The following is a 20,683-nucleotide window of genomic DNA, read 5'->3' as shown; positions in this document are numbered from 1 at the left end:
CGCTCGACCTCGCCGGCGCGACGCGAGGCCTGGTCAACCGCCTGTCAGACCTCAATCGCCGCAAGCTCGACCGGCTGGTAACGCTCGCGGGTCAGCCGCGTGCGCATGCTTACACGCGCGACGGGACGCTCGCCTGACGGCTTGATGCCGGCGTAACATCTCGTGACATACCGTATCAAAATGGCACGACCCTTGCTTATTTCACCCTTGAACGACGAGGGTTAGAGATGGCGACCAAGGCACTCAATCGCAGCATCTGGATCGGATCGGCCAAGGGGGCGATCCTGCCGCTCGCCACTTTGATGCTGGTCGGGCTGATGGTCGTACCGGTGCCGAGCGTCGTGCTCGATCTCGGCTTCATCACCAACATCATGGTCAGCCTCGCCGTGCTGATGGTCGCGCTCAATGCGGCCAAGCCGCTCGACTTCTCGGCCTTCCCGACCGTCCTTCTGTTCACCACCCTGCTCCGCCTTGCCCTCAACGTCGCGTCGACGCGCGTCGTGCTCGTCGACGGCCATACCGGCCCAGCGGCGGCAGGCCACGTCATCGAGGCGTTTGGCCATTTCCTGATCGGCGGCGATTATGCGGTCGGTCTGTTCGTGTTCGGTATCCTGATGATCATCAACCTGGTGGTCATCACCAAGGGCGCGGGCCGCGTGTCCGAAGTGTCGGCGCGCTTCACGCTCGATGCCCTGCCCGGCAAGCAGATGGCGATCGACGCCGACCTCAACGCCGGCCTCATCACCCCCGATGAAGCCAAGGCCAAGCGGCAGGAGGTCGCGACGGAGGCAGACTTTTACGGCTCGATGGACGGCGCGTCCAAGTTCGTGAAGGGCGATGCGGTCGCGGGCGTGCTGATCCTCGTCATCAACATCCTCGGCGGCCGCGTGCTCGGCGTGGTTAGCCACGGTCTTTCGATGGGCGAGGCCGCGTCGACCTATCTCCAGCTGGCGATCGGCGATGCGCTGGTTGCGCAGGTGCCGGCGCTGCTGCTGTCGATCGCCGCCGCCGCGATCGTGACGCGCGTTTCCTCCCCGCTCGATCTGTCCAGCCAGATCACCAGCCAGTTCGGGTCGGCCAAGGCGTGGACGCCGGTCGCCGCGATCCTCGGCTTCCTCGCCATCCTGCCCGGAATGCCGCACCTCATCATGCTGCCGGCGGCGGCGGTCGCGGGCGGCATCGCTTGGACGCTGCGCAAGGGACGGGCGGCCGCGCCCGCCACGTCCGAGCCCGAGGCCGCCCCCGCCAACCCCGCGCAGATCGGCTGGGACGAAGTGTCCGATGGCGCGGCGCGGAGCCTCGAACTCGGTTACGGGCTGATCGGGCTGGTCGACGAACGCAAGGGTGCGCCGCTGATGGCGCGGATCACCGGCATCCGCCGCCAGTTGAGCCGCGAGCTCGGCTTCGTCGTGCCGCTGGTGCGCGTGCGCGACAATCTCGCGCTCGGCCCCAACAGCTATCGCATTACGGTCGCCGGGATCGTCGTGGGGGAGGACGAATGCTGGCCCGAGGATTTGCTCGCGCTCGACTCAGGCGAACTGATTGCGAAGGTCGAGGGCCGCGCGGTCAAGGATCCCAGCTTCGGGCTCGACGCGGTCTGGATCCGGCCCGAGATGCGCGGCGACGCGATCGTCGCGGGCTATACCGTGGTCGATGCCGCGACCGTGATCGCGACGCACCTCAACCAGCTCGTGGCGCAATCTGCCGCCGATCTGTTCGGGATGGACGAGGCGCAGAAGCTGCTCGACGCGCTGAAGGACAGCTCGCCGCAACTCGTCGCTGGACTGACCCCGCAGCCGTTCAGCCTCGCGCAGCTTGCCGCCGCCTGTCGCGCGCTGCTGGGCGAAGGCGTGCCGCTCAAGGATTTCCGCCGCGTGGCCGAAGCGATGATCGACGCCGCGCGCGAGACGCTGGAGCCGAACGCGCTCAACGAGGCGGTCCGCCAGCGGATCGGCGCGCTGATCGTGCAGACGATCGTGCCGGTGCGCATGCCGCTGCCCGTCGTCACGTTCGACGCGGAACTCGAAGGGCTGCTGACCCAGGCGGTGCGCGTCGGTCAGGGCGCCGCGCACCCGTTCGAGCCGGCGCTCGCGCAGCGCGTGATCGCGGCGGTCAACGAAGCCGCCGGCCCGCTGCTCGCCACCGCCACGCGCTTCGCGCTCGTCACCTCGCCGCTCGCGCGGCGTGCGATCGCGCGGCTCCTGAAACCCCATCTGCCGGAAACCCCCATCATGTCCTTCCTCGAAATTCCCGACGGCAAGGCAGTCGAGGTGATGGCGATCATCGGCAGCAACGCCGGCATGCCCCCTGCCCCGGGCTTGCCCCCGCGTGACATGGAGACCGCGGCATGAACCTCGCTGTGCAGATTCCCGCCGACGGCGCGATGACCTATCAGCGCCGCCCCGCTCGCCCCGACCCCGCCGCTTTGGCGCGCAGTCACATGAAGCTGGTGCGAAAGATCGCCTGGCACGTCCACGGGCGCGTCTCCAGCGCGGTCGATGTCGAGGATCTGGTCCAGATCGGGATGGTCGCGCTGGTCGAAGCGGCGAACGGCTACGAGGATCGCGGCCACGCTTTCTCCACCTATGCGTCGATGCGGATCCGGGGCGCGATGATCGATCATCTCCGCCGGCATGCGACCCTGTGCCGATCGGGAATGGCGAAGCGCAAAGCGATCAACGCCGCGATCGCGCGGCTGGAAAGCGAGCTCGGCCGGACTGCCAGCGAGGCGGAGATCGCGCGCGCCATGGGTCTGGAGCCCGCCGAATATCGCGCGATGGCCGACGCTGCGATCGCCGTGCGCCAGGAATCGATTGACGAGGTCTATTCGGACCAGTCGATGTGGTTCGCCGACGTGGAGGAGCGCATCGACGACACGCTGGAACGCGAGGAACTGGCCCGCGCGCTCGCGGCCAATATTTCCGAGCTTCCCGAGCGCGAGGCGATGGTGCTCCAGCTCTATTTCGTCGAGGAACTGAACCTCGAGGAAATCGGCGAGGTGCTCGGCGTCGGCGCCGCACGCATCTGCCAGATCAAGAAGGCGGCGCTCGACCGGCTGCGCAACAGCCTCAGGGACTGGGCGGACTGACGGACCCGTCGCCCGGCCGCACGATCCGCCCCTCACGCGCCTTGAAGAAGTACTGGCTGCAGGTGAGCCAGCCCTTGAGCGGGCGCAGCGGCAGAATGCAGGTAACAAGCAGGAATGGCAGGCTGGTGAGCAGGTGAACCCAGAAGGGCGGCTCGACGAAAATCTCCAGCAACAGGGCGAAAGCGACCGCCGGCACGCAGGCGAAGCAGATCACGAAGAAGGCCGGGCCGTCCGCCGGGTCGGCGAAGGCATAGCTGAGGCCGCAGACGTCACACCCCTCACGCAGCGTCAGAAAGCCGTCGAACAGCCGCCCCTGCCCGCAGCGCGGACACCGGCCGCGCAGGCCCGTGCGAACCGGATCCAGGCGTGGCCATTCGCGTTCATCGGTGACTTCGGTCATGCACTTTTCCCGTTAGCGGCACCCGCCACTAGCAGCTTGCGCATCAATACCCCAATGTCGCCAGCGCCTTCGCGACCGGCCCCTGATACTGCGATCCAAACAAGCGGAGATGAACCAGCAGCGGCCACAGTCGATAGATGTGCAGCCGCGCCTGCCATCCGGCTTCCAGATCGAGCACATCGAAGAAGGCGCGCGGCGGCGCGTCGAACAAGGTCAGCATGGCCACGTCGACCTCGCGATGCCCGTAATAGCAGGCGGGATCGATCAGCGCCGCGACATGGCCGTCGGCCGCCAGGACATTGCCGCCCCACAGATCGCCGTGCAGCAGTGATGGTGGCGGATGCGCCGGCAGCAGATCGGCCAATCGGTCGGCGAGCCGCTCGATCCGGTGGGCGAGATCGGTATCCACATGCGCGATCTGGGGCCTCAGGCGCCGATCGCCCCAGAAAGCGGGCCAGTCGTCGGTGACAGCATTGGCGATGAGGACGGACCCGAACGCATGATCGGCATCCCAGCCGTAAGCCGACCCTTGCGCCGCGTGGAGCAGACCGAGGGCACGGGCCAGATCGTCCCACGCGTCGCTCACCACGCCGGCGGCAGGCACATGCTCCATGACCAGCAGTCCGTCCTCGACCGCGAGCACGGCGGGCGCGGGCACGCCGGTGGCGGCGATCGCCGCAAGCATCGCGCCCTCGCGGCGGGCGCCTTCGCCAGACTTGGCGACCGCGCACCGCCCGTCGGCAAGCGAGAGGAGCACCACGGCAGACAGATCGCCGCCGGCAAGCGGGCGCGCCTCCCGGATCTCGACCCCGAGCAGTGCCGCGGCGGCGGCGGCGATGTCTGTCATGCCGTGAGGCGCGTCACCAGCGCGCGGGCCGCGGCGTCCACCTGCGCCCAGGTCGTCGCGAACCCGTCATCGTCGCCGTAATAGGGATCGGCGACCGCCTGCCCCGCAAGACCCGGCACGTGATCGAGCAACAGGCCGACCTCCGCCGTGGCGTCGGCCGGCGCGATCCGGCGCAGGCCGGCCAGATTGTCGTGGTCCAGCGCCAAGATATGGGTGAAGCGGCGGAAATCCTCGGGCTTCACCTGGCGCCCGCGATAGTTCGAAATGTCGATCCCATGCGCCCGCGCGGTCGCCTGCGAGCGCGGATCGGGCGGCTCGCCGACATGCCACGGGCCGGTGCCGGCGGAATCGACCAGCAGGTCGAGCCCCGCCCCCGCCGCCCGAGCACGCAAGGCAGCCTCGGCCAGCGGCGAGCGACAGATATTGCCGAGGCAGACGAACAGGACGGATGGCGCGGCGAGCATCCTCAATTGTGCGGGCGATCGTGCGCGGCGCAGGGGTCGCGCTCGACCTGGATGGTCGCGTGTCCGATGCCGAACCGCTGGTCGAGCAGCCGCTCGACCCGCAGCCGCACGGCTTCGCCGTCCGCGCCTGGGGCGAGTGCGACGTGCACCGATCCGTTCACGTCGGTGGTCGACATCGACCAGACATGCAGGTCGTGGACATCCTCGATATCGGGCTCGGCTGCGATGGCACGGCGGATTTCAGCGAGATCGAGCCCACGCGGCACGCCTTCCAGCAGGACATTGACGGTATCGCGCAGCAGCGCCCAGGTACGCGGCAGCACCCACAGGGCCAGCGCGACGGCCATGAGAGGATCGATCCACACCTGGCCTGTCAGGCGGATCAACAGCGCCGCCGCGATCACGCCGACCGATCCGATCGCGTCGGCCCAAACCTCGAGATAGGCCCCCCGGACCGCGATGCTCTCGCCCCGGCTCGCCATCAGCAGACGCATCGCGACGAGATTGGCGGCAAGCCCCGCGACCGCGACCCACAGCATGCCGTCCGCCGCGATCGGCTCGGGCGCCCGGAATCGCCCGATCGCCTCGATGAAGATGTAGATCGCGGCCGCGACCAGCAGCAGCGCATTGAACGCCGCCGCCAGGATCTCCAGCCGCTTATAGCCGAAGGTGCGCCGGTCGTCGGGAGGACGCTGGCCGATCCGAATCGCCAGCAGCGCGATCGCCAGCGCCGCGACATCGGTCAGCATGTGCGCCGCGTCGGACAAGAGAGCGAGACTGTTGAACAGCAGCGCGCCCACCACCTCCAGCACCAGCACCGTGCCGCTCAGAACCAAAGCGATCGTCAGCGCCCGCGCGCTAGCCCCGGCGGTGTGATCGTGGCCCAGACCGTCGTGCGAATGCCCATGCGTATGCGCATGATCGTGGCCGTGATGCGTGCCCATGCGCCCCTTTTAGAGCGGACGAGGCCCAAAAAGGAAGAAGCCCCCGGCGCCGGGGGGGAAGGCGCCGGGGGCTTGTCCGCCCGAAGGATCGATGTTTCGATCAGCGGATCAGGGAGAGCACGTACTGGGCGCTCTGATTGGCCTGCGCGAGCATCGCCGTCGATGCCTGCGCCAGGATCTGCGCCTTGGCGAGGTTGGTCGTTTCCGCCCCGAAATCGGCGTCCTCGATCCGCGATCGCGCGTCGGTCAGATTGGTGATGTTGCTCGACAGGTTGTTGACCACCGACTGGAGCCGGCTCTGCGCCGCGCCGAGCGAGGCGCGCTTGGTCGCCACGGTCTTGAGCATATCGTCGACCGTATCCAACGCATCCTTGGCGTCATCAGCCTCCGACAGGTCGACATCCTCGAGATCATCGAGGTCGAGCTCGGCCAGGTCGATGTCCACCGTATCGGACGAGGAGGAGCCCGTCTGGATGGTGACCGTGCCGCCCGAGCCGGCCGAACCGGTGAAGAGCTCGACACCGTTGAACTTGGTATTGGTCTTGATCGCGTCGATCTGGCTGACCAGCTCGTCGACTTCGGTCTGCAGATTTTCGCGATCGTCGTCCGAATAGGTGCCGCTCGACGCCTGCACCGCCAGCTCGCGGATACGCTGCAACATGTTGGTGACTTCTTCGAGAGCGCCATCGGCGGTCTGCGACATGGACATGCCGTCATTCGCGTTGCGCACCGCCTGACCCATGCCGCGGATCTGCGCGGTCATCGACGAAGCGATGGCGAGGCCGGCGGCGTCGTCCTTCGCGCCGTTGATGCGCTTGCCGCTCGACAGGCGTTCCATCGCCGTCTGCAGCTGGGCGTCCGCCATGCGCGAACCGTTCTGGGCGCGCAGCGCGGCGACGTTGGTGTTGATAACAGCCACTTTGTGTTCCTTTCCCGCTCAATCCAGGCGATCCGGACACGGTCCTGTTCCCGCCTCGTCACCGATAACGGCAGGACCCCGGCTGACTTTAATCAGGAAAAATTCGTAGCCGCGGGCGCCCCCTCCCCCCTTGCGCGCGGCCTCCGCGCGTATCGCAGGCCCGCGCGCGTTAAGACTTTTTCAGTTAATTGGCGGGTAACCATCGCCCCGGGGCAAAAACGCATCCGGGGATTTGATGAGCCAGCTGGGACTTAGCGCGGGTGCCGCCGCGATCGACGCCGCGCTCGGCCCATGGCTGGCGAGCTTGGGCCTTGCTCCGCAACGGATCGCGGCGACCGATCCCGCGCCGCGCGGCATGATCCGCATCATTGCGTCGACCGAACGCGCCGCCGCTCGTCATGGCGATATCCTGATCGACCTGCGTGACGGCGCGCCCTCCTTCTCGCCCGCCGCCAACGGATTTCCGGCCGAACTCGGGTTCGGTTTCGCCGACATGGCGTTCGCGCACGCGCTGATCGCCGAGCTGGTCCGCCCCGCGGGCCGGCCGGCCTGCGGCGAGCCCGAGAGTGCCGCCTTCCTCCAGCTAGCAGCGCGGATCGCGGCGCATGACGCCACCGTGCTGGTGCTGGGCGAGACCGGCACGGGCAAGGAAGGGCTCGCCCGCTTCCTCCACGCCCGATCGAACCGTGCCGATGGCCCGTTCGTCGCCGTCAACTGCGCGGCGCTGCCCGAATCGATGCTGGAGGCGATGCTGTTCGGCCACCAGAAAGGCGCATTCACCGGCGCGGCGGGCGCAAGCGAGGGTCTGTTCCGCGCGGCTGACGGGGGCACGCTGCTGCTCGACGAGATTGCGGAAATGCCGCTCGCGCTCCAGGCCAAGCTGCTGCGCGCGATCCAGGAGCGTGAAGTTCTGCCCGTCGGCGCGACCAAGCCGGTCGCGATCGACGTCCGGATCGTCGCCGCCGCCAACCGCGATCTCGCGAGCGAAGTTGCCGAGGGTCGCTTCCGCGCCGACCTTTACTGGCGGCTCAACGTCATGCCGCTGATGCTGAAGCCGCTCGCCGAACGCCGGCTCGACGTCCGCGCGATCACCGCCACGCTGATGATGCGCCATCACAATCCCGGCGAAACCTTCCCGTGGCCGACCGACGCCGCGATCGACCGGCTGATGCGCCACGGCTGGCCGGGCAATGTCCGCGAGCTGGAGAATGTACTCCAGCGCGCGATGCTGCTGCGAACGGGCGATCGCATCGACGCGGACGACCTGACGATCGAGGCGGGCACGCTGGCGGCGGCACAGAGCGTGCGCCCCGCGCCGACGTTCGCCCAGCACCCCGCTGCTCCCGCGCGGCTGGCCGATGCGGCGCGGCGCTCCGAGTTCGCCGCGATCGAGGAGGCACTGGCCGCGACGGGCGGACATCGCACGCGCGCAGCCGAGCGACTGGGCATCAGCGAACGCACCCTACGCTACCGCCTCGCCGACATGCGCGCGGCGGCATGAGGAAGGATAGACGATGAGCGCGATCACCCCCGCCTCGCTGCTCCAGATGCGGAGCGCGATCCTCCAGCAGAATAGCGCGCTGCAGAAGGCCGCGACCGACGCCGCCAAGCCGATCGGCGGCACCGACGCGGCGGCGGGCGCGCAGGGTGGCAGCTTCGCGGGCGCGATGAAGAGCGCGCTCGACAGCGTCAGCGCGCTTCAGTCCGGCGCCGAGAGCGCGACCAACGCCTACATGCGCGGCGAAACCACCGACATCGCCTCGGTGATGCTCGCCCGCGAACAGGCGTCGATGGGGTTCCAGACGACGCTGCAGGTCCGCAACAAACTCCTGTCCGCCTACAAGGACATCATGAGCATGCCGGTTTAATCGATGAGCGACGCATCCACCCTCCCCGTCCCTGTCGGCGGGTCCGCCAACGGCTCCGCGGGCGCCGTGCTCGAACGCGTCAAGAGCTTCGGCCGCCAGCCCGCCGTGGCGAAGAGCCTGCCGCTGATCGGTGTCGCTGCCGCGATCCTGGTGGCGGTGCTGGCGTGGCTGGCGCTGTCCGCCGGACCGCAGCGGGACCTGTTCGCGGGTCTGAGCGATCAGGACAAGGCCGCCGTCGCCGACACGCTCACCTCGTCGGGTATCAAGTACGTCATCGATCGCGATACCGGCGCACTGACCGTGTCCGACGGCGATTATTACCGCGCTAAGATGCTGCTGGCGCAGGCCGGCCTGCCCAAGAGCGCGCCGAGCGGCGATGCGGTGATCGCCTCGCTGCCGATGGGCGCGAGCCGCGCGGTCGAGGGAGAGCGCCTTCGCACCGCGCGCGAAACCGATCTTGCCCGCACGATCGAGGCGATTGATGCGGTCGCGACCGCCAAGGTCCATCTCGCCGCCGAGCAGCCGAGCGTGTTCGTGCGCGACTCTGCACCCGCCTCCGCCTCGGTCATGCTGACGCTGCGCGCCGGCCGCGCGCTGTCCGAGGGCCAAGTGCAGGCGATCGTCAACCTTGTCGCGACCTCGGTTCCGGGTCTGTCGCCCGACAATGTCTCCGTCGTCGACCAGACCGGCAAGCTGCTGTCGCGCAAGGGCGGCGACGCGGTCGGTGACCGTCAGCTCGGCCTGCAGACCGAAGTCGAGCAGCGTTACAAGGATGCGCTCGCCAAACTGTTGACGCCGCTGGTGGGTGTCGAGGGCTTCACGGCCGAGGTCCATGCCGATCTGGACTTCGCCGAGGTTCAGGCGACGCGGGAAACCTATCCCAAGGATCAGGCGGTGCTCGCCGCCGAACGCGGTGAATGGGCCAATGACGGGTCAACCCAGCAGCCCGGCGGCATCCCCGGCGCGATCGCCAACCAGCCGCCGACCGCTGCGCAGGTCTCGACCCAGCCCGATCAGACGCTGACGCCGCCGGTCCCGGGCGCGCAGGCCGGCACCACCGCCGCCGCCAATCAGGGCAAGACGTCCGAACAGTTCGATCGCACCTTCCAGCTCGGGCGCGAGGTTTCGGTCACGCGCAGTCCGGTCGGCACGGTGAAGCGCCTGTCGGTCGCGGTCGCGCTCAAGCAGGGGGCCAAGCCGCGCGGGGCGGCCGAGCTGGCGCAGCTCGAACAGCTGATCAAGGGCGCGGTCGGCTTCGACCAAGGGCGCGGCGACCAGTTCGCTTTATCCTCGCGCCAGTTCGTCGAGCCGGCGGCGGCGGAAGGCCCGCCCTGGTATGAGGCGCCCTGGATCGCGATGGTCGGCCGCAATGCCGCCGGCGTGGTGATCGCTTTGCTCGCTTTCTTCGGGGTGGTCCGGCCGCTGATGAAGAAGCGCGCCTCCGCGAAGGATGCGGCGGCCGAAGCAGCCGCCCAGGCGCCACAGCGCAACGCCGCGATCGGTGGCGAGATCGCCGCCGCGATCGCGAGCGAGGCCGCCGCAAATCCCGATCGCCCGGTGACGCTGGACATGATCGAGGCCGCGCCGGCTTATGCCGACCGCGCCGCGCTGATCCGCAACTTCGTCCGCCAGGATCCCGATCGCGCTGCCCTGGTGGTGCGCGACCTGATCCGCGCCGACATGCCGGGGGGGGCCGAACAGAATGGCTGACGCCGCACTTGCCCCCGCCCCCGAGGACACCGCCGTCCCGGCGCCCGAGGGCAGCCGCGCCGCCGCGATCCTGCTGATGCTGCTGGGCGAAGAGGAGGCCGCGCAGCTGATCGCCCGGCTTGATCCGCAGGAAGTCCAGCATCTCGGCGCCGCGATGTTCGACGTCGCCGACGTGAGCGAGCCGCAGGTTCACGGCGTGCTCGACGGCTTCGTCGCCCGTGCCCGCGCGCGTACCGCCATCGGTTTCGGCGCCGACCGCCAGATCCGGGGCATCATGCACAAGGCGCTCGGCCAGGAGCGCGGCGAGAACATGCTCGCACGCATCATGCCGCCCGCGCGATCGAACGGGCTCGACGCGCTCAAGTGGATGGACGCCGCGACGATCAGCGCGCTGGTCGAACACGAACACCCGCAGATCGTGGCGCTGGTGCTCGCGCACCTCGAGCCGCCCGTCGCGGCCGAGGTGCTGCAGGCGATGCCCGAGACGATGCAGCCCGACCTGATCCATCGCGTCGCGACGCTCGGCCCCGTCACGGCCGAAGCGATCGCGGACCTTGAGGAGCTGCTGCTCCGCCCGGTCTCGCCGGCGAAGGCGAGCGGCGCGACGCGGCGCGGCGGCACCAACGAAGCCGCCCAGATCGTCAACAACACGCGCAAGACCGCCGAACAGCGCATCATCAAGGCGCTGCAGAAGCTCGATCGCGGCCTCGCCCGCTCGATCGAGGACGAGATGTTCGTGTTCGACAATCTGATGGCGCTCGACGACAAGAATCTCGGCACCTTGCTGCGCTCGGTCGACGGCGAAATCCTGGTCGTCGCGCTCAAGGGCGCGGACGAGCGGCTGCGGACCAAGATGTTCGGCTGCATGTCGAGCCGCGCGGCGCAGTCGATCCAGGACGCGATCGCCGACAAGGGGCCGATGCGCCTCGCGGAGGTGCAGGAGGCGCAGAAGGAAGTCCTCGCCATCGCCCGCCGCCTCGCCGCCGACGGCACGATCAACCTCGGTGGAAAGGACGACGATTATGTCTGAGGCGACGGCCGCATTCTTTGCAGGCGCCGACCGCGTCCCGGTCTGGACCCGCCCGACCGTATCGGCTTTCTCCGCGCGCGCCGCCAACGAACCCGGCGGCTTCGCGCGCTGGGGCGGCGCGAACGACGATCCGCTGGCGCATTCCGAATCCGCCCCCGATGCCGAGGCCCTGATCGCACAGGGTTATGCGGCCGGACTGGCCGAGGGCCGACGCCAGGCCGACGCCACCCTGGCGGAAGAACGCGACGCGCTCCGCCGCCTCGCGCAGGGATTGGAAGCACTCAACCCCGCCGAGTCTGACGGCCTGGCGGGCGTCCTCGCGAGCGCGGTCGGCCGGCTGGTCGCGCAGATCGTGGGCGAGGTCGCAGTGGATGCCGAAACGCTCGCCGCGCGCTGCCAGGCCGTCGCCGCCGCAGTCGCGGAGGAGACGGCCCCCCAACGTCTGCGCCTTCACCCGACCGATGCCGCCCGGCTCACCGGCTGCGACTTCGCGGTCGCTGTCGTCGGCGATCCCCTGCTCGCGCCGGGAACGATCATCCTCGACACCGCCGCCGGCTGGGTTGAGGACAGTCCCGCCATCCGGCTCGAACGGCTGCGCTCGGCGCTGGACAAGCTCGGCGCGCCGCAATGAGCGGTCTTGCCGCGCGCGCGGCGGCGATGCTCGACGCGATCGACCTCGATGCCGGGGGGCCGCGCCGGATCGGCCGCCTTGCCGCTTATGATGGCCTGATGCTGGAGGCGACGGGCTTTCGCGAGCCGGTCGGATCGAACGCGCGGGTAATCGACGCGGACGGGCATGGCGCACTGGCCGAGGTGGTCGGCTTTCGCGGCGACCGTACTCTGCTGATGGCGCTCGATGCCGATGCGCCGCACGCCTGCGGCGCGCGGGTCGAGCCCGATCGGCGCGGTACCAGCGTCGATGTGGGCGATGCGCTGCTCGGCCGCGTAATCGACGCGCTCGGCAATCCGATCGACGGTCGTGGGCCGATCGCCACCGCCGCGCGCTGGCCGCTCGCCGGGCGCCGCTCCAACCCGCTAGATCGCGACCGCGTGACCGCGCCGTTCGATTTCGGCGTGCGCGCGATCAACGCCTTGCTCACCGCCGGCGTCGGCCAGCGGATCGCGATCGCCGCCGGATCGGGCGTCGGCAAGTCGGTGCTGATGGGGCAGATGCTGCAAGGCGCGGTTGCCGACGTCATCGTCGTCGGGCTGGTCGGCGAACGCAGCCGCGAGGTGGCGGACTTTCTCGCCACCAAGTTGGACGGCGTGCGTCACAAGACCGCGGTGGTCGCGGTACCGGCCGATCACCCCCCGATCCTGCGCCTTCGCGCAGCGATGCGCGCGACCGCGATTGCCGAGTATTTTCGCGACCAGGGCAAGCGCGTGCTGCTGCTGATCGACAGCCTTACCCGCGTTGCGCACGCGCAGCGCGAGATCGGCCTGTCGCTGGGCGAACCACCGACGATGAAGGGCTATCCGCCCTCCGCGCTGGGCCTGATCCCGCGCTTGGTCGAGCGTGCGGGCGTCGACCTGCGCACCGGCGGATCGATCACCGCGCTCTATACCGTTCTGGCCGACGGGGACGATACGTCGGATCCGATCGTCGACACCGCGCGCGCGATCGTCGACGGTCACATCATCCTGTCGCGCGGACTGGCCGAGCAAGGCGTGTTCCCCGCGATCGACGTCGGCAAGTCGCTCAGCCGCGTGATGAGCGATATCGTCGCGCCCGATCACGCCGCCGCCGCGCGGACGCTGCGCCGGCTCTGGTCGGTGTATGAGGAAAATCGCGACCTCATCCTTATGGGCGCATATAAAGCGGGTAGCGACGCGGTGATCGACGCCGCGATCGCGCACATGCCGCTGATCCTCGATTTTCTGCGCCAGGATCAGCATCGCCTAGTCAACCTTAACGTCTCGGTTACCCAACTGATCGATAGCTTCGGCGCATGACAGCACTTGCCCATCGCCGCACCCGGATCACACGCGTCCGAGAGGTTCAACATCGCCATGCCGTGGGCGAAGCCGCGAACGCGGAGGGCAAGGTCGTCCAGCTGGAGAGCAATGCCGCGCGGCTCGTCGCGCTGCGGACAAGCCTGTCGGTCGCGGCCGGCCTCACCAGCGGCGCGGCGCTCGGCAATGCCGGGGAGCTCGGCCTGCGGCTCGACACTGTGCGTGATGGATTAACGCACGCGCTCGACGCCGCGCGCGCGACCGCTCTGGCCAAGGCCGAGATGCGGCGCGACGCCGATATCGCGCGCGAAAGTGCGGAGCGGCTTCAGGTGCGCGCCGTCGCTGAGCTTCAACAGATGATCGAACAACGCATGATGGCCGGCATCCGCCATCGCACTCGCAAGGAGGTGGACCGTGGCTGACGTCGCACTCGCGGTCGGCGGCCCCGCCGCAGTCCCGTTCCCGGCAGTGGCGACCATGCCCGCGCCGGGCGTCGCAGAGTCGGCCGAACTTGCGCCGGCGGACCCCTTCGGCGCCCTGTTCGCCACGCTGGCTGCGCCGGTCATGGCGCCGGCCGTAATGCCGTCCACGGCGCCGTCCCCTATCGCGATTCCCCAAATACTGGGCGAGGTCCCGGTGGCGGAGACTACCCCGCTGCTTTTTACTAGCGAGGATGCGCCCGCCGAGGCGGAAACCGACGACGCGCTGGAAAGCGCGATCGCCGCCGGCCCGACCGCCATCCTGGCCCTCGCTCTCGCACCGCCTCCGACGCCCGTCGCTACTCCGGTAACGAAGGCACCCGAGGAGACTGGTCAATCACGCCGCGCGCAGCTTCTGGCGGGAAGCGCGGCGATCGCAAGCCCCGGCGCGACTTTGCCCGACCAGACGAACGCGACGCCGCCGCCCATCAAATCGTCGCCGGCCGTCTCGCCGCGACAGGACGCGGGGGAACAGCTTGAGGCGGACACTCCGATACTGCCCGATGTCCTGAAGCCTTTCCTCGCCGAGACGAAACAATGGCCGAAATCGCAGAGGTTGCCTGACGCCCCTCCGCAGCATGGGCCGTCCAGCGCAGCGGTGTTCCAAACCGACAAACCGGCGGCCCACCTCCCGCAGACATCCGAGGCCAAGGCCCCGCAGATCGACAGCGGGCGCCCGGCGCCCGTTCCGGCGGCGTTCGTGCTCGATGCCTCGCCACGCACCGACGTGACCGCCGTTGGATTGGAGCAGCGTCTCGGCTCCGACATGGCCGAACCGGGAATCGGAATCGCACCCGCCGCCCCGGCGGCCGACATCGGCATCGCGCGTCAGCTGGTCATCGCCCGCGACGGGCTCTGGCTCGACACGCTTGCGCGCGACATCACGCATGCGGCGGGCAGCGGTTCGGGCTCGGGCACGATGAATTTCACGCTCTCGCCACCCCATCTCGGCACATTGGCGGTCGCCATCGCCACGACCGATGACGGCGCCGCCATCCGGCTGACGGCAGACACGCAAGCGACACACGACATTCTCGCCGACCACCAGCCGCAGCTCGTTGCGGAGGCACGCGCGCACGGCCTGAAGATCGCCGACGCGCAGGTCGACCTGCGCCCGGACAATACTAGCTACAATTCGCCCCGATCGGATCAGGGTCAGGCCCAGACGCAATCGCACGGGCAGGGCCAGGCCAACGCGCAATCCGGCCAGCACCGCCAATCCTCAACCGCTCATCAACCATTTTCGCGTAGCCCGGCGGATGAGCCGGGGTCGGACCCCGCCGCGTCGGGGCAGCCCGACGCGCTCTATGCTTAAGGGGGGAGCGACGATGAGCGACGACAAGGCCGCGGCCAGTGCGCCGAAGAAGAAGGGCGGCAAGGTGAAGAGGCTCGTCCTGCTGGTCGGCATGCCGCTGCTCCTTCTCGGCGGCGGCGTCGGCGCAGGCCTCTATGCAGCGAGCAGCGGCATGGTCGGCGGCGATGAAGGGCATAAGGTCGATCCCCATCGCCCGAAGCTCTTGCTGAAGGAGGGCGCGCACGGTCCGACCGACCTGCCCGAAGGCGCAAAGGTCGATCCCGAGGTCTACAAATCGACCTATTTCGCGATCGAACAGCCCTTCACCTCGAACCTGCGCGACACGGACGGCTTCCTCCAGCTCGGGCTCGGCGTGTCGACCTTCTACGACGAGAAGGTCGTCAAACATTTGGAGGATAGCCAGATGCCGGTGCGCTCTGCGGTACTGGGCGTGCTTGCCGATTCGGATGCGGAGGCGCTCAACACGCCGGAGGGCAAGGCCGCGCTGCGCAAGCGTCTGGTCGGCGCGATCAACCACGTGCTGGAACAGCGCGAGGGTTTCGGCGGGATCGACGACGTCTATTTCACGAGCTTCATCATCCAATGACGGGCGCCCCGTTCGCCTCGGCCGATCCGGCGCTGCTCCTCGATGAGCCCGGCGGCGACATGCCCGACGCGCCGTTCGCGACGCGCCGCGCGGAAGCCCGGCCTTTCGCGCTCGGCCGCGACAGCTTCCGCCCCGCGCAGCACCTGACCGGGCTGGAGCGGATGGGCGAAAAGCTTGCCCGTGCGCTCAAGCCCGCGTTGGAACCGATCCTGCGCGGCCGGATCGGGGTGAGCACGACACCGCTCGAAACGATTGACTATCGCGAGTGGCAGGCGCGCCTGCCCGCTTTCATGAGCCTGTCGCTTTATCGTCTTCATCCGCTCAAGGGCGGCATGCTGATCGCGATCGACCCCGATTTCATCGCGCGGCTTGTGGAAAGCTTCTACGGCGGCGCGCCAGGCGCACACAGGCCCACGCGCGCGACCGAATTCACCCCCAGCGAGGAGTTGCTGCTGCGCCGCCTGCTCGACCGGCTGTCGGGCGTGCTGGTCCAGCATTGGGACGAGGTCGTGCCCGTCGACGCCGCCCCCGCGGGGCAGGAATCGAACGCGCACATGCTCAACTTCGTCCGTCCGCACGAAGCGGTCGTCATCCAGCGGTTTGCGATCGCCAGCGATGCAGGCGATGCCGAGATCCAAATCCTCTATCCGCTGGCAATGCTCCGCCCGCTCGAGGAGAAATTGGCGACGAGCATGCCAGTCGAGGATACCGACGCCGTCAATGCGTGGCGTCGTCGCCTTGGACAGGCGCTCCAGGACGTGACCTTGCCTGTGCGAAGCGTGCTTGCGCGTCCCGAAATCTCGGTCGCGCAATTGCTGGCGCTCAAGCCCGGCGACGTCGTCCCCATCACCCTGCCCTCGCGCGCGCCGTTGCTCGCGGGGGCGCAGCGGATCGCGCTCGGCGTGATTGGCGAACAGGACGGGCGCGCCGCGCTCATGATCGAAAAGGTAGGACAGCTTTAGGATGAGCGACATGATTGATGCGCCCGCGCTCGCGAACGACGCCCTTGCCGGCGCGCGCAACTATCGCCTGCTGGCGGACATTCCGCTGCGCCTGTCGGTCGAGGTCGGATCGACCAGCCTGCGCCTTGCCGAACTGATGGATCTCGCCGAAGGTTCGGTGGTCGAGCTCGACCGACAGGCGAACGAGCTGCTCGACATCCTCGTCAACGGCACTCTGGTGGCGCGCGGAGAGGTAGTGACGGTGGACGGCAAGTTCGGCATAAGGGTCGTGGACGTGGCCGCCACCGAGGCGCGGCTGTCGGGGATTGAACGACGGACATGATGGGCGCCTACCTCCTCCAGCTCTTCGTCATGTTGGTGCTGGTGGCGGGATTGGCGGTCCTTTCGTTGTGGCTCTACCGGCGGCTCCAGCCGGGGATGCGCTTCGGCAATCGCGAGCGCGCGATCCGGGTGATCGACGCGGTGCCGCTGGGGCCGATGAGCCGGATCGCAGTGATCGAATTTTCGGGCCGCCGCTTCCTGATCGCGGTGTCGCGCGGCCGCGTGGACACGATCGCCGAGGCCGAGGCACCCAGCTTTTCGCTGCCCGATGAGTGAGGCGGCATTGAACCTCCCTCTCCCCTGTGGGGAGAGGGTCGGGGTGAGAGGAAGCGCGCTACAGCTGGTTACTCCCCCCTCGACCCGAACACCCTCACCCAACCCTCTTCCTCAAGGGAGAGGGCTTAGGACGGCGCTGTTCCTTGCTGTCGCGATGCTGCTCGCAGTCCTGCTGGCACACCCCGCCTTCGCGCAGATCGCGGCCCCGCCCGGCCCGCCTGCCACGGGCGGGATCGATCGCGCGCTCCGCGCCGTAAGCGGGAACGGGCAGCCGTTGTCGCTGTCGTTGCAGATCCTGCTGCTGATGAGCCTGTTGACGGTGCTGCCGTCGCTGCTCCTCATGATGACCAGCTTCACGCGGATCATCATTGTGCTGTCGATCCTGCGGCAGGCGCTCGGCCTCCAGCAGACCCCGCCCAACCAGGTGCTCGTCGGGCTGGCCCTCTTCCTGTCGCTGTTCGTGATGCGGCCTGCGGTGACCGAGATCAATCGCGTCGCCTATACACCCTACGGCGCCGGCCAGATCCCGATCGAGGAGGCGATCAGCCGCACCGGAAACGTGCTCCACGGCTTCATGATGCGCCAGACGCGGCAGACCGACCTCAAGCTGTTCGCGGACATGGCCAAGGCGCCGCGCTTCGAACGGCCGTCCGATGTGCCCTTCTCGATCCTGCTCCCCGCCTACGTCACGTCCGAGCTCAAGACCGCGTTCCAGATCGGCTTCCTGATCTTCCTGCCGTTCCTGATCATCGACCTCGTGGTGGCGTCCACCCTGATGTCGCTCGGCATGATGATGCTGTCCCCCGCGATCATCTCGATGCCGTTCAAGCTGCTGCTGTTCGTTCTTGTCGATGGCTGGGCGCTGACGATGGGCAGCCTCGCGGCGAGCTTCAACTGATGGAGACCGCCGCCTCCCCCGATTATTTCATCGGCGTGGCGCAGCAGGCCCTGTGGGTGCTGGCGCTCGCCTGCTCGCCTGTATTGATCCCCGCCTTGGTGGCGGGGCTGATCCTCGGCATGATCCAGGCCGCGACCTCGATCAACGAGGCGACGCTCTCGTTCGTGCCCAAGCTGATCGTGGTCGGGCTGTGCCTCGTCCTGTTCGGCGGCGCGATGCTCATGCTGGTGGCGGATTTCACCCGCGACATGTTCGCGCGGATCCCCGACGTGGTGCGTTAGGCGCACCGATGTTCCCGCCCGCCTTCGCCGATCTGGAGGCGAACCTCTGGCTGCTGCTTCTCGCTGCGATCCGCCCCGGCGCCGCCTTCTTCGCCGCGCCGCTGTTCGGGATGACGTCGGTGCCGATCCAGCTCCGCTTCGTGGTGGCGGTGGCGATCGGGATGGCCGCGCTCAACGTGGTGCCGTTTCAGCTTCCGCCCGGCGGGATCGCCTCCTTCGCCGGCATCGCGCTGGTGATCGGCGAGGCGCTGGCGGGCCTGGCGCTCGGCTTCGCGGTCCAGATCGGCTTCTCCGCCGCAATGCTGGCGGGTGAAATCGTGGGCAACGCCATGGGCCTGGGCTTCGCCGGCATGATGGATCCGCAGACCGGATCGCCGACGCCCGCGCTCGCGCAGTTGCTCTCGATCCTGGGCACCTTCCTGTTCCTCGCGATCAACGGACATCTGACGCTCGCCACCATCCTAGTCGACAGCTATCGCACGCTCCCGATGGGACAGGCGTGGCTGGGGGCCGACAGCGTGCACGGCCTTGTCCTGTTCGGCGGGGACATGCTTGCCGCCGGGTTTGCGATCGCGCTGCCCGTCGGCTTCGCGCTGATCCTTGTCCAGATCGTGATGGGGATGCTCGCCCGCTCGGCGCCGACGATGAACCTGTTCGCGGTCGGCCTGCCCGCTACCCTGCTCGCCGGCCTGGTCCTGATCGCGATCGCCGCGCCCGCGATCGGCGAGGGCATCACCCGCGCGATCGAAAGCGGACTGGAACAGGCGCGGACCATCGCAGGGGGGCGCTGATCTAGTCAGGCGTATCGATCATCACCTGGTTTCGCCCGCCTTGTTTCGCCCGGTAGAGCGCGCGGTCGGCGCGATCGAGGACTTCCTCCTCTCCCTCGCCCTGCGCCAGTCCGGCCACGCCGGCCGAGAAGGTGACATGCCCGATCGGCGCCCCGTCCGAACGCGAACGGAGGAAACGGCGGCTCAGCGCCTCCCGGACCGCGTCGACGCGCGCCGCTGCCTCCAGCACGCCGCTCCCCTCGAACAGCAAAACGAACTCTTCGCCGCCCTGGCGTCCGACGAAGGTGTTGTCGTCGGCCTCCTCCGCCAGCGCATCGGCCACCAGCCGCAGCACGCGATCGCCGACGGCATGGCCGTGAATGTCGTTGAGCCGCTTGAAATCGTCGATGTCGCAGAAGGCCACCGACAATGCGGCCTCGGTCTGCCGCGCGGTTTCGATTGCGCGGACGAGCGCGCGCTGAAGGGCCCCGCGATTGAGCAGGCCGGTCAGCGGATCGCGCTCAGCGCTTTCCTGCGCGATGCTCAGGTCGCGCTGCAACGCGCGTAATTCGGCGTTGGTCGAGCGCAGACGTTCCTCCGCGGACTCGGTCCGGTCGATCATTGCCCGCGTGACGTTCAGCAGCGCCGCGACGGTATCGGCGGGCAGCTCCTGTGCGCCGATCGCCTCGGCTTCGCGCGACAATGCCTTGCCATAATCCGCTGCGTCGTTGGCCGAGCGGTCGACCATCGCCACCGCCCCGTCGAGTCGCTCGCGCGCCGAACCGATCAACTCGGCCAGCTGCGCCGCGAGTACCGCGAGATCGACAAACTCGGCCGATCCCACCAGCAGCGGATCGGGCGGGGGCGGCAGCGGGACGGGCGGCCCCTCCTCCTGCCCAAACAGGAAACGGAGCCAGCCGCGACATCGGACGCGGGCATCGGAGGAGATGGGATCGTACCGCACGATCAGGATAACGGATCCCACACCGCGCCCTTAAGCGTGCGGCACGATTGCGATTGAACCGGATCGTTTCAGGCGCATATCTGTGCGACCAACGGGAAAGGCGCGGCCATGCTCTATTTTTTTACGGCGCTGGCGCTGCTCGCGATCTTTGCGGTGTTTGCCGGCGTGACCGTTGTCCGTCAGGGCTATCAGTACACGATCGAGCGCTTCGGGCGCTTCACCGTCGTAGCGCGGCCCGGCTTCAACCTGATCGTGCCCTTCGTCGACCGGGTCGGGCGGCGCATCAACATGATGGAACAGGTGCTCGACATCCCCGGGCAGGAGATCATCACCCGCGACAATGCGATGGTCTCTGTCGACGGCGTGGTCTTCTTCCAGGTGCTGGACGCCGCCAAGGCCGCCTACGAAGTCTCCGAAATCTACGTCGCGATCATGCAACTGACCCCCACCCACCTGCGCACGGTGAGGGGATCGATGGACCTCGACGAGACCCTCTCGAAGCGCGACGAGATCAACGCCCGCCTGCTGTCGGTGGTCGACCATGCGACCGAATCGTGGGGCGTGAAGATCACGCGGGTCGAGGTGAAGGACATCCGCCCGCCCGCCGA

Annotated in this window: 24 protein-coding genes; 18 read left to right on the top strand and 6 right to left on the bottom strand. The window is 68.5% G+C overall.

From position 1 onward, the window contains the following. Positions 1-227: 227 nt before the first annotated feature. Complete coding sequence (gene flhA, locus ACOJSF_RS03175; RefSeq protein WP_420140782.1) at positions 228-2,351, top strand: flagellar biosynthesis protein FlhA; 2,124 nt, start codon at positions 228-230, stop codon at positions 2,349-2,351. Next, positions 2,348-3,088, top strand: coding sequence for a FliA/WhiG family RNA polymerase sigma factor (locus ACOJSF_RS03170; RefSeq protein WP_420140781.1), 741 nt, complete (start codon positions 2,348-2,350; stop codon positions 3,086-3,088). The genes flhA and ACOJSF_RS03170 overlap by 4 nt, the downstream gene beginning before the upstream one ends. Here the strand turns inward: ACOJSF_RS03170 and ACOJSF_RS03165 are convergent. The 5 genes from ACOJSF_RS03165 to ACOJSF_RS03145 all read right to left on the bottom strand — a co-directional run bounded on the left by ACOJSF_RS03165 (position 3,069) and on the right by ACOJSF_RS03145 (position 6,662). Continuing rightward, positions 3,069-3,488, bottom strand: a complete 420-nt coding sequence (locus ACOJSF_RS03165) for a DUF983 domain-containing protein (RefSeq protein WP_420140780.1) — start codon at positions 3,486-3,488, stop codon at positions 3,069-3,071. The genes ACOJSF_RS03170 and ACOJSF_RS03165 overlap by 20 nt on opposite strands. A 43-nt stretch (positions 3,489-3,531) precedes the next feature. Further along, on the bottom strand, positions 3,532-4,335 hold the full coding sequence (locus ACOJSF_RS03160; RefSeq protein WP_420140779.1) for a fructosamine kinase family protein: 804 nt from the start codon (positions 4,333-4,335) through the stop codon (positions 3,532-3,534). Next, positions 4,332-4,799 (bottom strand): low molecular weight protein-tyrosine-phosphatase, encoded by a 468-nt coding sequence (locus ACOJSF_RS03155; protein ID WP_420140783.1) that lies wholly within the window; start codon positions 4,797-4,799, stop codon positions 4,332-4,334. The genes ACOJSF_RS03160 and ACOJSF_RS03155 overlap by 4 nt, the downstream gene beginning before the upstream one ends. A gap of 2 nt (positions 4,800-4,801) precedes the next feature. After that, positions 4,802-5,743, bottom strand: coding sequence for a cation diffusion facilitator family transporter (locus ACOJSF_RS03150; RefSeq protein ID WP_420140778.1), 942 nt, complete (start codon positions 5,741-5,743; stop codon positions 4,802-4,804). Positions 5,744-5,843: 100 nt separating this feature from the next. After that, positions 5,844-6,662 carry a flagellin gene (locus ACOJSF_RS03145; RefSeq protein WP_420140777.1) on the bottom strand — a complete coding sequence of 273 codons (819 nt, stop codon included), beginning with the start codon at positions 6,660-6,662 and terminating at the stop codon, positions 5,844-5,846. Positions 6,663-6,897: 235 nt separating this feature from the next. Here ACOJSF_RS03145 and ACOJSF_RS03140 point away from each other — a divergent pair, with 235 nt between their 5' ends. The 15 genes from ACOJSF_RS03140 to fliR all read left to right on the top strand — a co-directional run bounded on the left by ACOJSF_RS03140 (position 6,898) and on the right by fliR (position 19,132). Then, positions 6,898-8,163, top strand: a complete 1,266-nt coding sequence (locus ACOJSF_RS03140; RefSeq protein WP_420140776.1) for a sigma-54 interaction domain-containing protein — start codon at positions 6,898-6,900, stop codon at positions 8,161-8,163. 13 nt (positions 8,164-8,176) lie between these two features. Next, positions 8,177-8,530: a flagellar hook-basal body complex protein FliE gene (fliE, locus tag ACOJSF_RS03135; RefSeq protein WP_420140775.1), complete on the top strand. Its 354-nt coding sequence runs from the start codon at positions 8,177-8,179 to the stop codon at positions 8,528-8,530. Positions 8,531-8,533: 3 nt separating this feature from the next. Then, complete coding sequence (fliF, locus tag ACOJSF_RS03130) at positions 8,534-10,240, top strand: flagellar basal-body MS-ring/collar protein FliF (RefSeq protein WP_420140774.1); 1,707 nt, start codon at positions 8,534-8,536, stop codon at positions 10,238-10,240. After that, positions 10,233-11,270, top strand: coding sequence for a flagellar motor switch protein FliG (gene fliG / locus ACOJSF_RS03125; protein WP_420140773.1), 1,038 nt, complete (start codon positions 10,233-10,235; stop codon positions 11,268-11,270). Before fliF ends, fliG begins: the two co-directional genes overlap by 8 nt. Continuing rightward, on the top strand, positions 11,263-11,901 hold the full coding sequence (locus tag ACOJSF_RS03120) for a hypothetical protein (protein WP_420140772.1): 639 nt from the start codon (positions 11,263-11,265) through the stop codon (positions 11,899-11,901). The genes fliG and ACOJSF_RS03120 overlap by 8 nt, the downstream gene beginning before the upstream one ends. Then, entirely contained in the window at positions 11,898-13,223 is a 1,326-nt protein-coding gene (locus ACOJSF_RS03115; protein ID WP_420140771.1) for a FliI/YscN family ATPase, read from the top strand. Before ACOJSF_RS03120 ends, ACOJSF_RS03115 begins: the two co-directional genes overlap by 4 nt. A gap of 62 nt (positions 13,224-13,285) precedes the next feature. After that, complete coding sequence (locus ACOJSF_RS03110) at positions 13,286-13,645, top strand: hypothetical protein (RefSeq protein ID WP_420140770.1); 360 nt, start codon at positions 13,286-13,288, stop codon at positions 13,643-13,645. Continuing rightward, positions 13,638-15,017 carry a flagellar hook-length control protein FliK gene (locus ACOJSF_RS03105; RefSeq protein ID WP_420140769.1) on the top strand — a complete coding sequence of 460 codons (1,380 nt, stop codon included), beginning with the start codon at positions 13,638-13,640 and terminating at the stop codon, positions 15,015-15,017. The genes ACOJSF_RS03110 and ACOJSF_RS03105 overlap by 8 nt, the downstream gene beginning before the upstream one ends. Positions 15,018-15,030: 13 nt before the next feature. Then, positions 15,031-15,603: a flagellar basal body-associated FliL family protein gene (locus ACOJSF_RS03100; RefSeq protein WP_420140768.1), complete on the top strand. Its 573-nt coding sequence runs from the start codon at positions 15,031-15,033 to the stop codon at positions 15,601-15,603. Continuing rightward, on the top strand, positions 15,600-16,565 hold the full coding sequence (locus tag ACOJSF_RS03095) for a flagellar motor switch protein FliM (protein WP_420140767.1): 966 nt from the start codon (positions 15,600-15,602) through the stop codon (positions 16,563-16,565). Before ACOJSF_RS03100 ends, ACOJSF_RS03095 begins: the two co-directional genes overlap by 4 nt. 1 nt (position 16,566) lies before the next feature. Beyond that, positions 16,567-16,887 (top strand): flagellar motor switch protein FliN, encoded by a 321-nt coding sequence (gene fliN, locus ACOJSF_RS03090; protein WP_420140766.1) that lies wholly within the window; start codon positions 16,567-16,569, stop codon positions 16,885-16,887. Beyond that, entirely contained in the window at positions 16,884-17,162 is a 279-nt protein-coding gene (locus ACOJSF_RS03085) for a FliO/MopB family protein (RefSeq protein WP_420140765.1), read from the top strand. The genes fliN and ACOJSF_RS03085 overlap by 4 nt, the downstream gene beginning before the upstream one ends. Positions 17,163-17,316: 154 nt before the next feature. Then, positions 17,317-18,060, top strand: coding sequence for a flagellar type III secretion system pore protein FliP (gene fliP, locus ACOJSF_RS03080; protein WP_420140764.1), 744 nt, complete (start codon positions 17,317-17,319; stop codon positions 18,058-18,060). After that, positions 18,060-18,341: a flagellar biosynthesis protein FliQ gene (fliQ, locus tag ACOJSF_RS03075; RefSeq protein WP_420140763.1), complete on the top strand. Its 282-nt coding sequence runs from the start codon at positions 18,060-18,062 to the stop codon at positions 18,339-18,341. Before fliP ends, fliQ begins: the two co-directional genes overlap by 1 nt. An 8-nt stretch (positions 18,342-18,349) precedes the next feature. After that, the gene (gene fliR, locus ACOJSF_RS03070) at positions 18,350-19,132 is read left to right on the top strand and encodes a flagellar biosynthetic protein FliR (protein WP_420140762.1); all 783 of its coding nucleotides are present in this window, start codon (positions 18,350-18,352) and stop codon (positions 19,130-19,132) included. A gap of 1 nt (position 19,133) precedes the next feature. On the opposite strand, the gene ACOJSF_RS03065 is transcribed toward fliR, so the two are convergent. Further along, positions 19,134-20,075 (bottom strand): diguanylate cyclase, encoded by a 942-nt coding sequence (locus ACOJSF_RS03065; protein ID WP_420140761.1) that lies wholly within the window; start codon positions 20,073-20,075, stop codon positions 19,134-19,136. 108 nt (positions 20,076-20,183) lie between these two features. Between ACOJSF_RS03065 and ACOJSF_RS03060 the strand changes: the two genes are divergently transcribed. Beyond that, positions 20,184-20,683 (top strand): SPFH domain-containing protein (locus ACOJSF_RS03060; protein ID WP_420140760.1); only part of this gene is annotated, 500 nt, incomplete at its 3' end.

Origin of the sequence: Sphingomonas sp., assembly GCF_048594985.1 — a bacterium.
Classification (GTDB): domain Bacteria; phylum Pseudomonadota; class Alphaproteobacteria; order Sphingomonadales; family Sphingomonadaceae; genus Sphingomonas_I.
This window is presented reverse-complemented; position numbering and strand designations above follow the sequence as displayed.

Excerpts from the sequence above, each read along its gene's own strand:
- ACOJSF_RS03120 (WP_420140772.1), top strand. The coding sequence starts at position 11,263 with ATGTCTGAGGCGACGGCCGCATTCTTTGCAGGCGCCGACCGCGTCCCG.
- fliQ (WP_420140763.1), top strand. The coding sequence starts at position 18,060 with ATGGAGACCGCCGCCTCCCCCGATTATTTCATCGGCGTGGCGCAGCAG.
- fliG (WP_420140773.1), top strand. The coding sequence starts at position 10,233 with ATGGCTGACGCCGCACTTGCCCCCGCCCCCGAGGACACCGCCGTCCCG.
- ACOJSF_RS03170 (WP_420140781.1), top strand. The coding sequence starts at position 2,348 with ATGAACCTCGCTGTGCAGATTCCCGCCGACGGCGCGATGACCTATCAG.
- ACOJSF_RS03165 (WP_420140780.1), bottom strand. The coding sequence starts at position 3,488 with ATGACCGAAGTCACCGATGAACGCGAATGGCCACGCCTGGATCCGGTT.
- fliN (WP_420140766.1), top strand. The coding sequence starts at position 16,567 with ATGAGCGACATGATTGATGCGCCCGCGCTCGCGAACGACGCCCTTGCC.
- ACOJSF_RS03115 (WP_420140771.1), top strand. The coding sequence starts at position 11,898 with ATGAGCGGTCTTGCCGCGCGCGCGGCGGCGATGCTCGACGCGATCGAC.
- ACOJSF_RS03100 (WP_420140768.1), top strand. The coding sequence starts at position 15,031 with ATGAGCGACGACAAGGCCGCGGCCAGTGCGCCGAAGAAGAAGGGCGGC.
- fliE (WP_420140775.1), top strand. The coding sequence starts at position 8,177 with ATGAGCGCGATCACCCCCGCCTCGCTGCTCCAGATGCGGAGCGCGATC.
- ACOJSF_RS03155 (WP_420140783.1), bottom strand. The coding sequence starts at position 4,799 with ATGCTCGCCGCGCCATCCGTCCTGTTCGTCTGCCTCGGCAATATCTGT.
- ACOJSF_RS03085 (WP_420140765.1), top strand. The coding sequence starts at position 16,884 with ATGATGGGCGCCTACCTCCTCCAGCTCTTCGTCATGTTGGTGCTGGTG.
- fliR (WP_420140762.1), top strand. The coding sequence starts at position 18,350 with ATGTTCCCGCCCGCCTTCGCCGATCTGGAGGCGAACCTCTGGCTGCTG.
- ACOJSF_RS03160 (WP_420140779.1), bottom strand. The coding sequence starts at position 4,335 with ATGACAGACATCGCCGCCGCCGCCGCGGCACTGCTCGGGGTCGAGATC.
- fliP (WP_420140764.1), top strand. The coding sequence starts at position 17,317 with ATGCTGCTCGCAGTCCTGCTGGCACACCCCGCCTTCGCGCAGATCGCG.
- fliF (WP_420140774.1), top strand. The coding sequence starts at position 8,534 with ATGAGCGACGCATCCACCCTCCCCGTCCCTGTCGGCGGGTCCGCCAAC.
- ACOJSF_RS03150 (WP_420140778.1), bottom strand. The coding sequence starts at position 5,743 with ATGGGCACGCATCACGGCCACGATCATGCGCATACGCATGGGCATTCG.
- flhA (WP_420140782.1), top strand. The coding sequence starts at position 228 with ATGGCGACCAAGGCACTCAATCGCAGCATCTGGATCGGATCGGCCAAG.
- ACOJSF_RS03140 (WP_420140776.1), top strand. The coding sequence starts at position 6,898 with ATGAGCCAGCTGGGACTTAGCGCGGGTGCCGCCGCGATCGACGCCGCG.
- ACOJSF_RS03095 (WP_420140767.1), top strand. The coding sequence starts at position 15,600 with ATGACGGGCGCCCCGTTCGCCTCGGCCGATCCGGCGCTGCTCCTCGAT.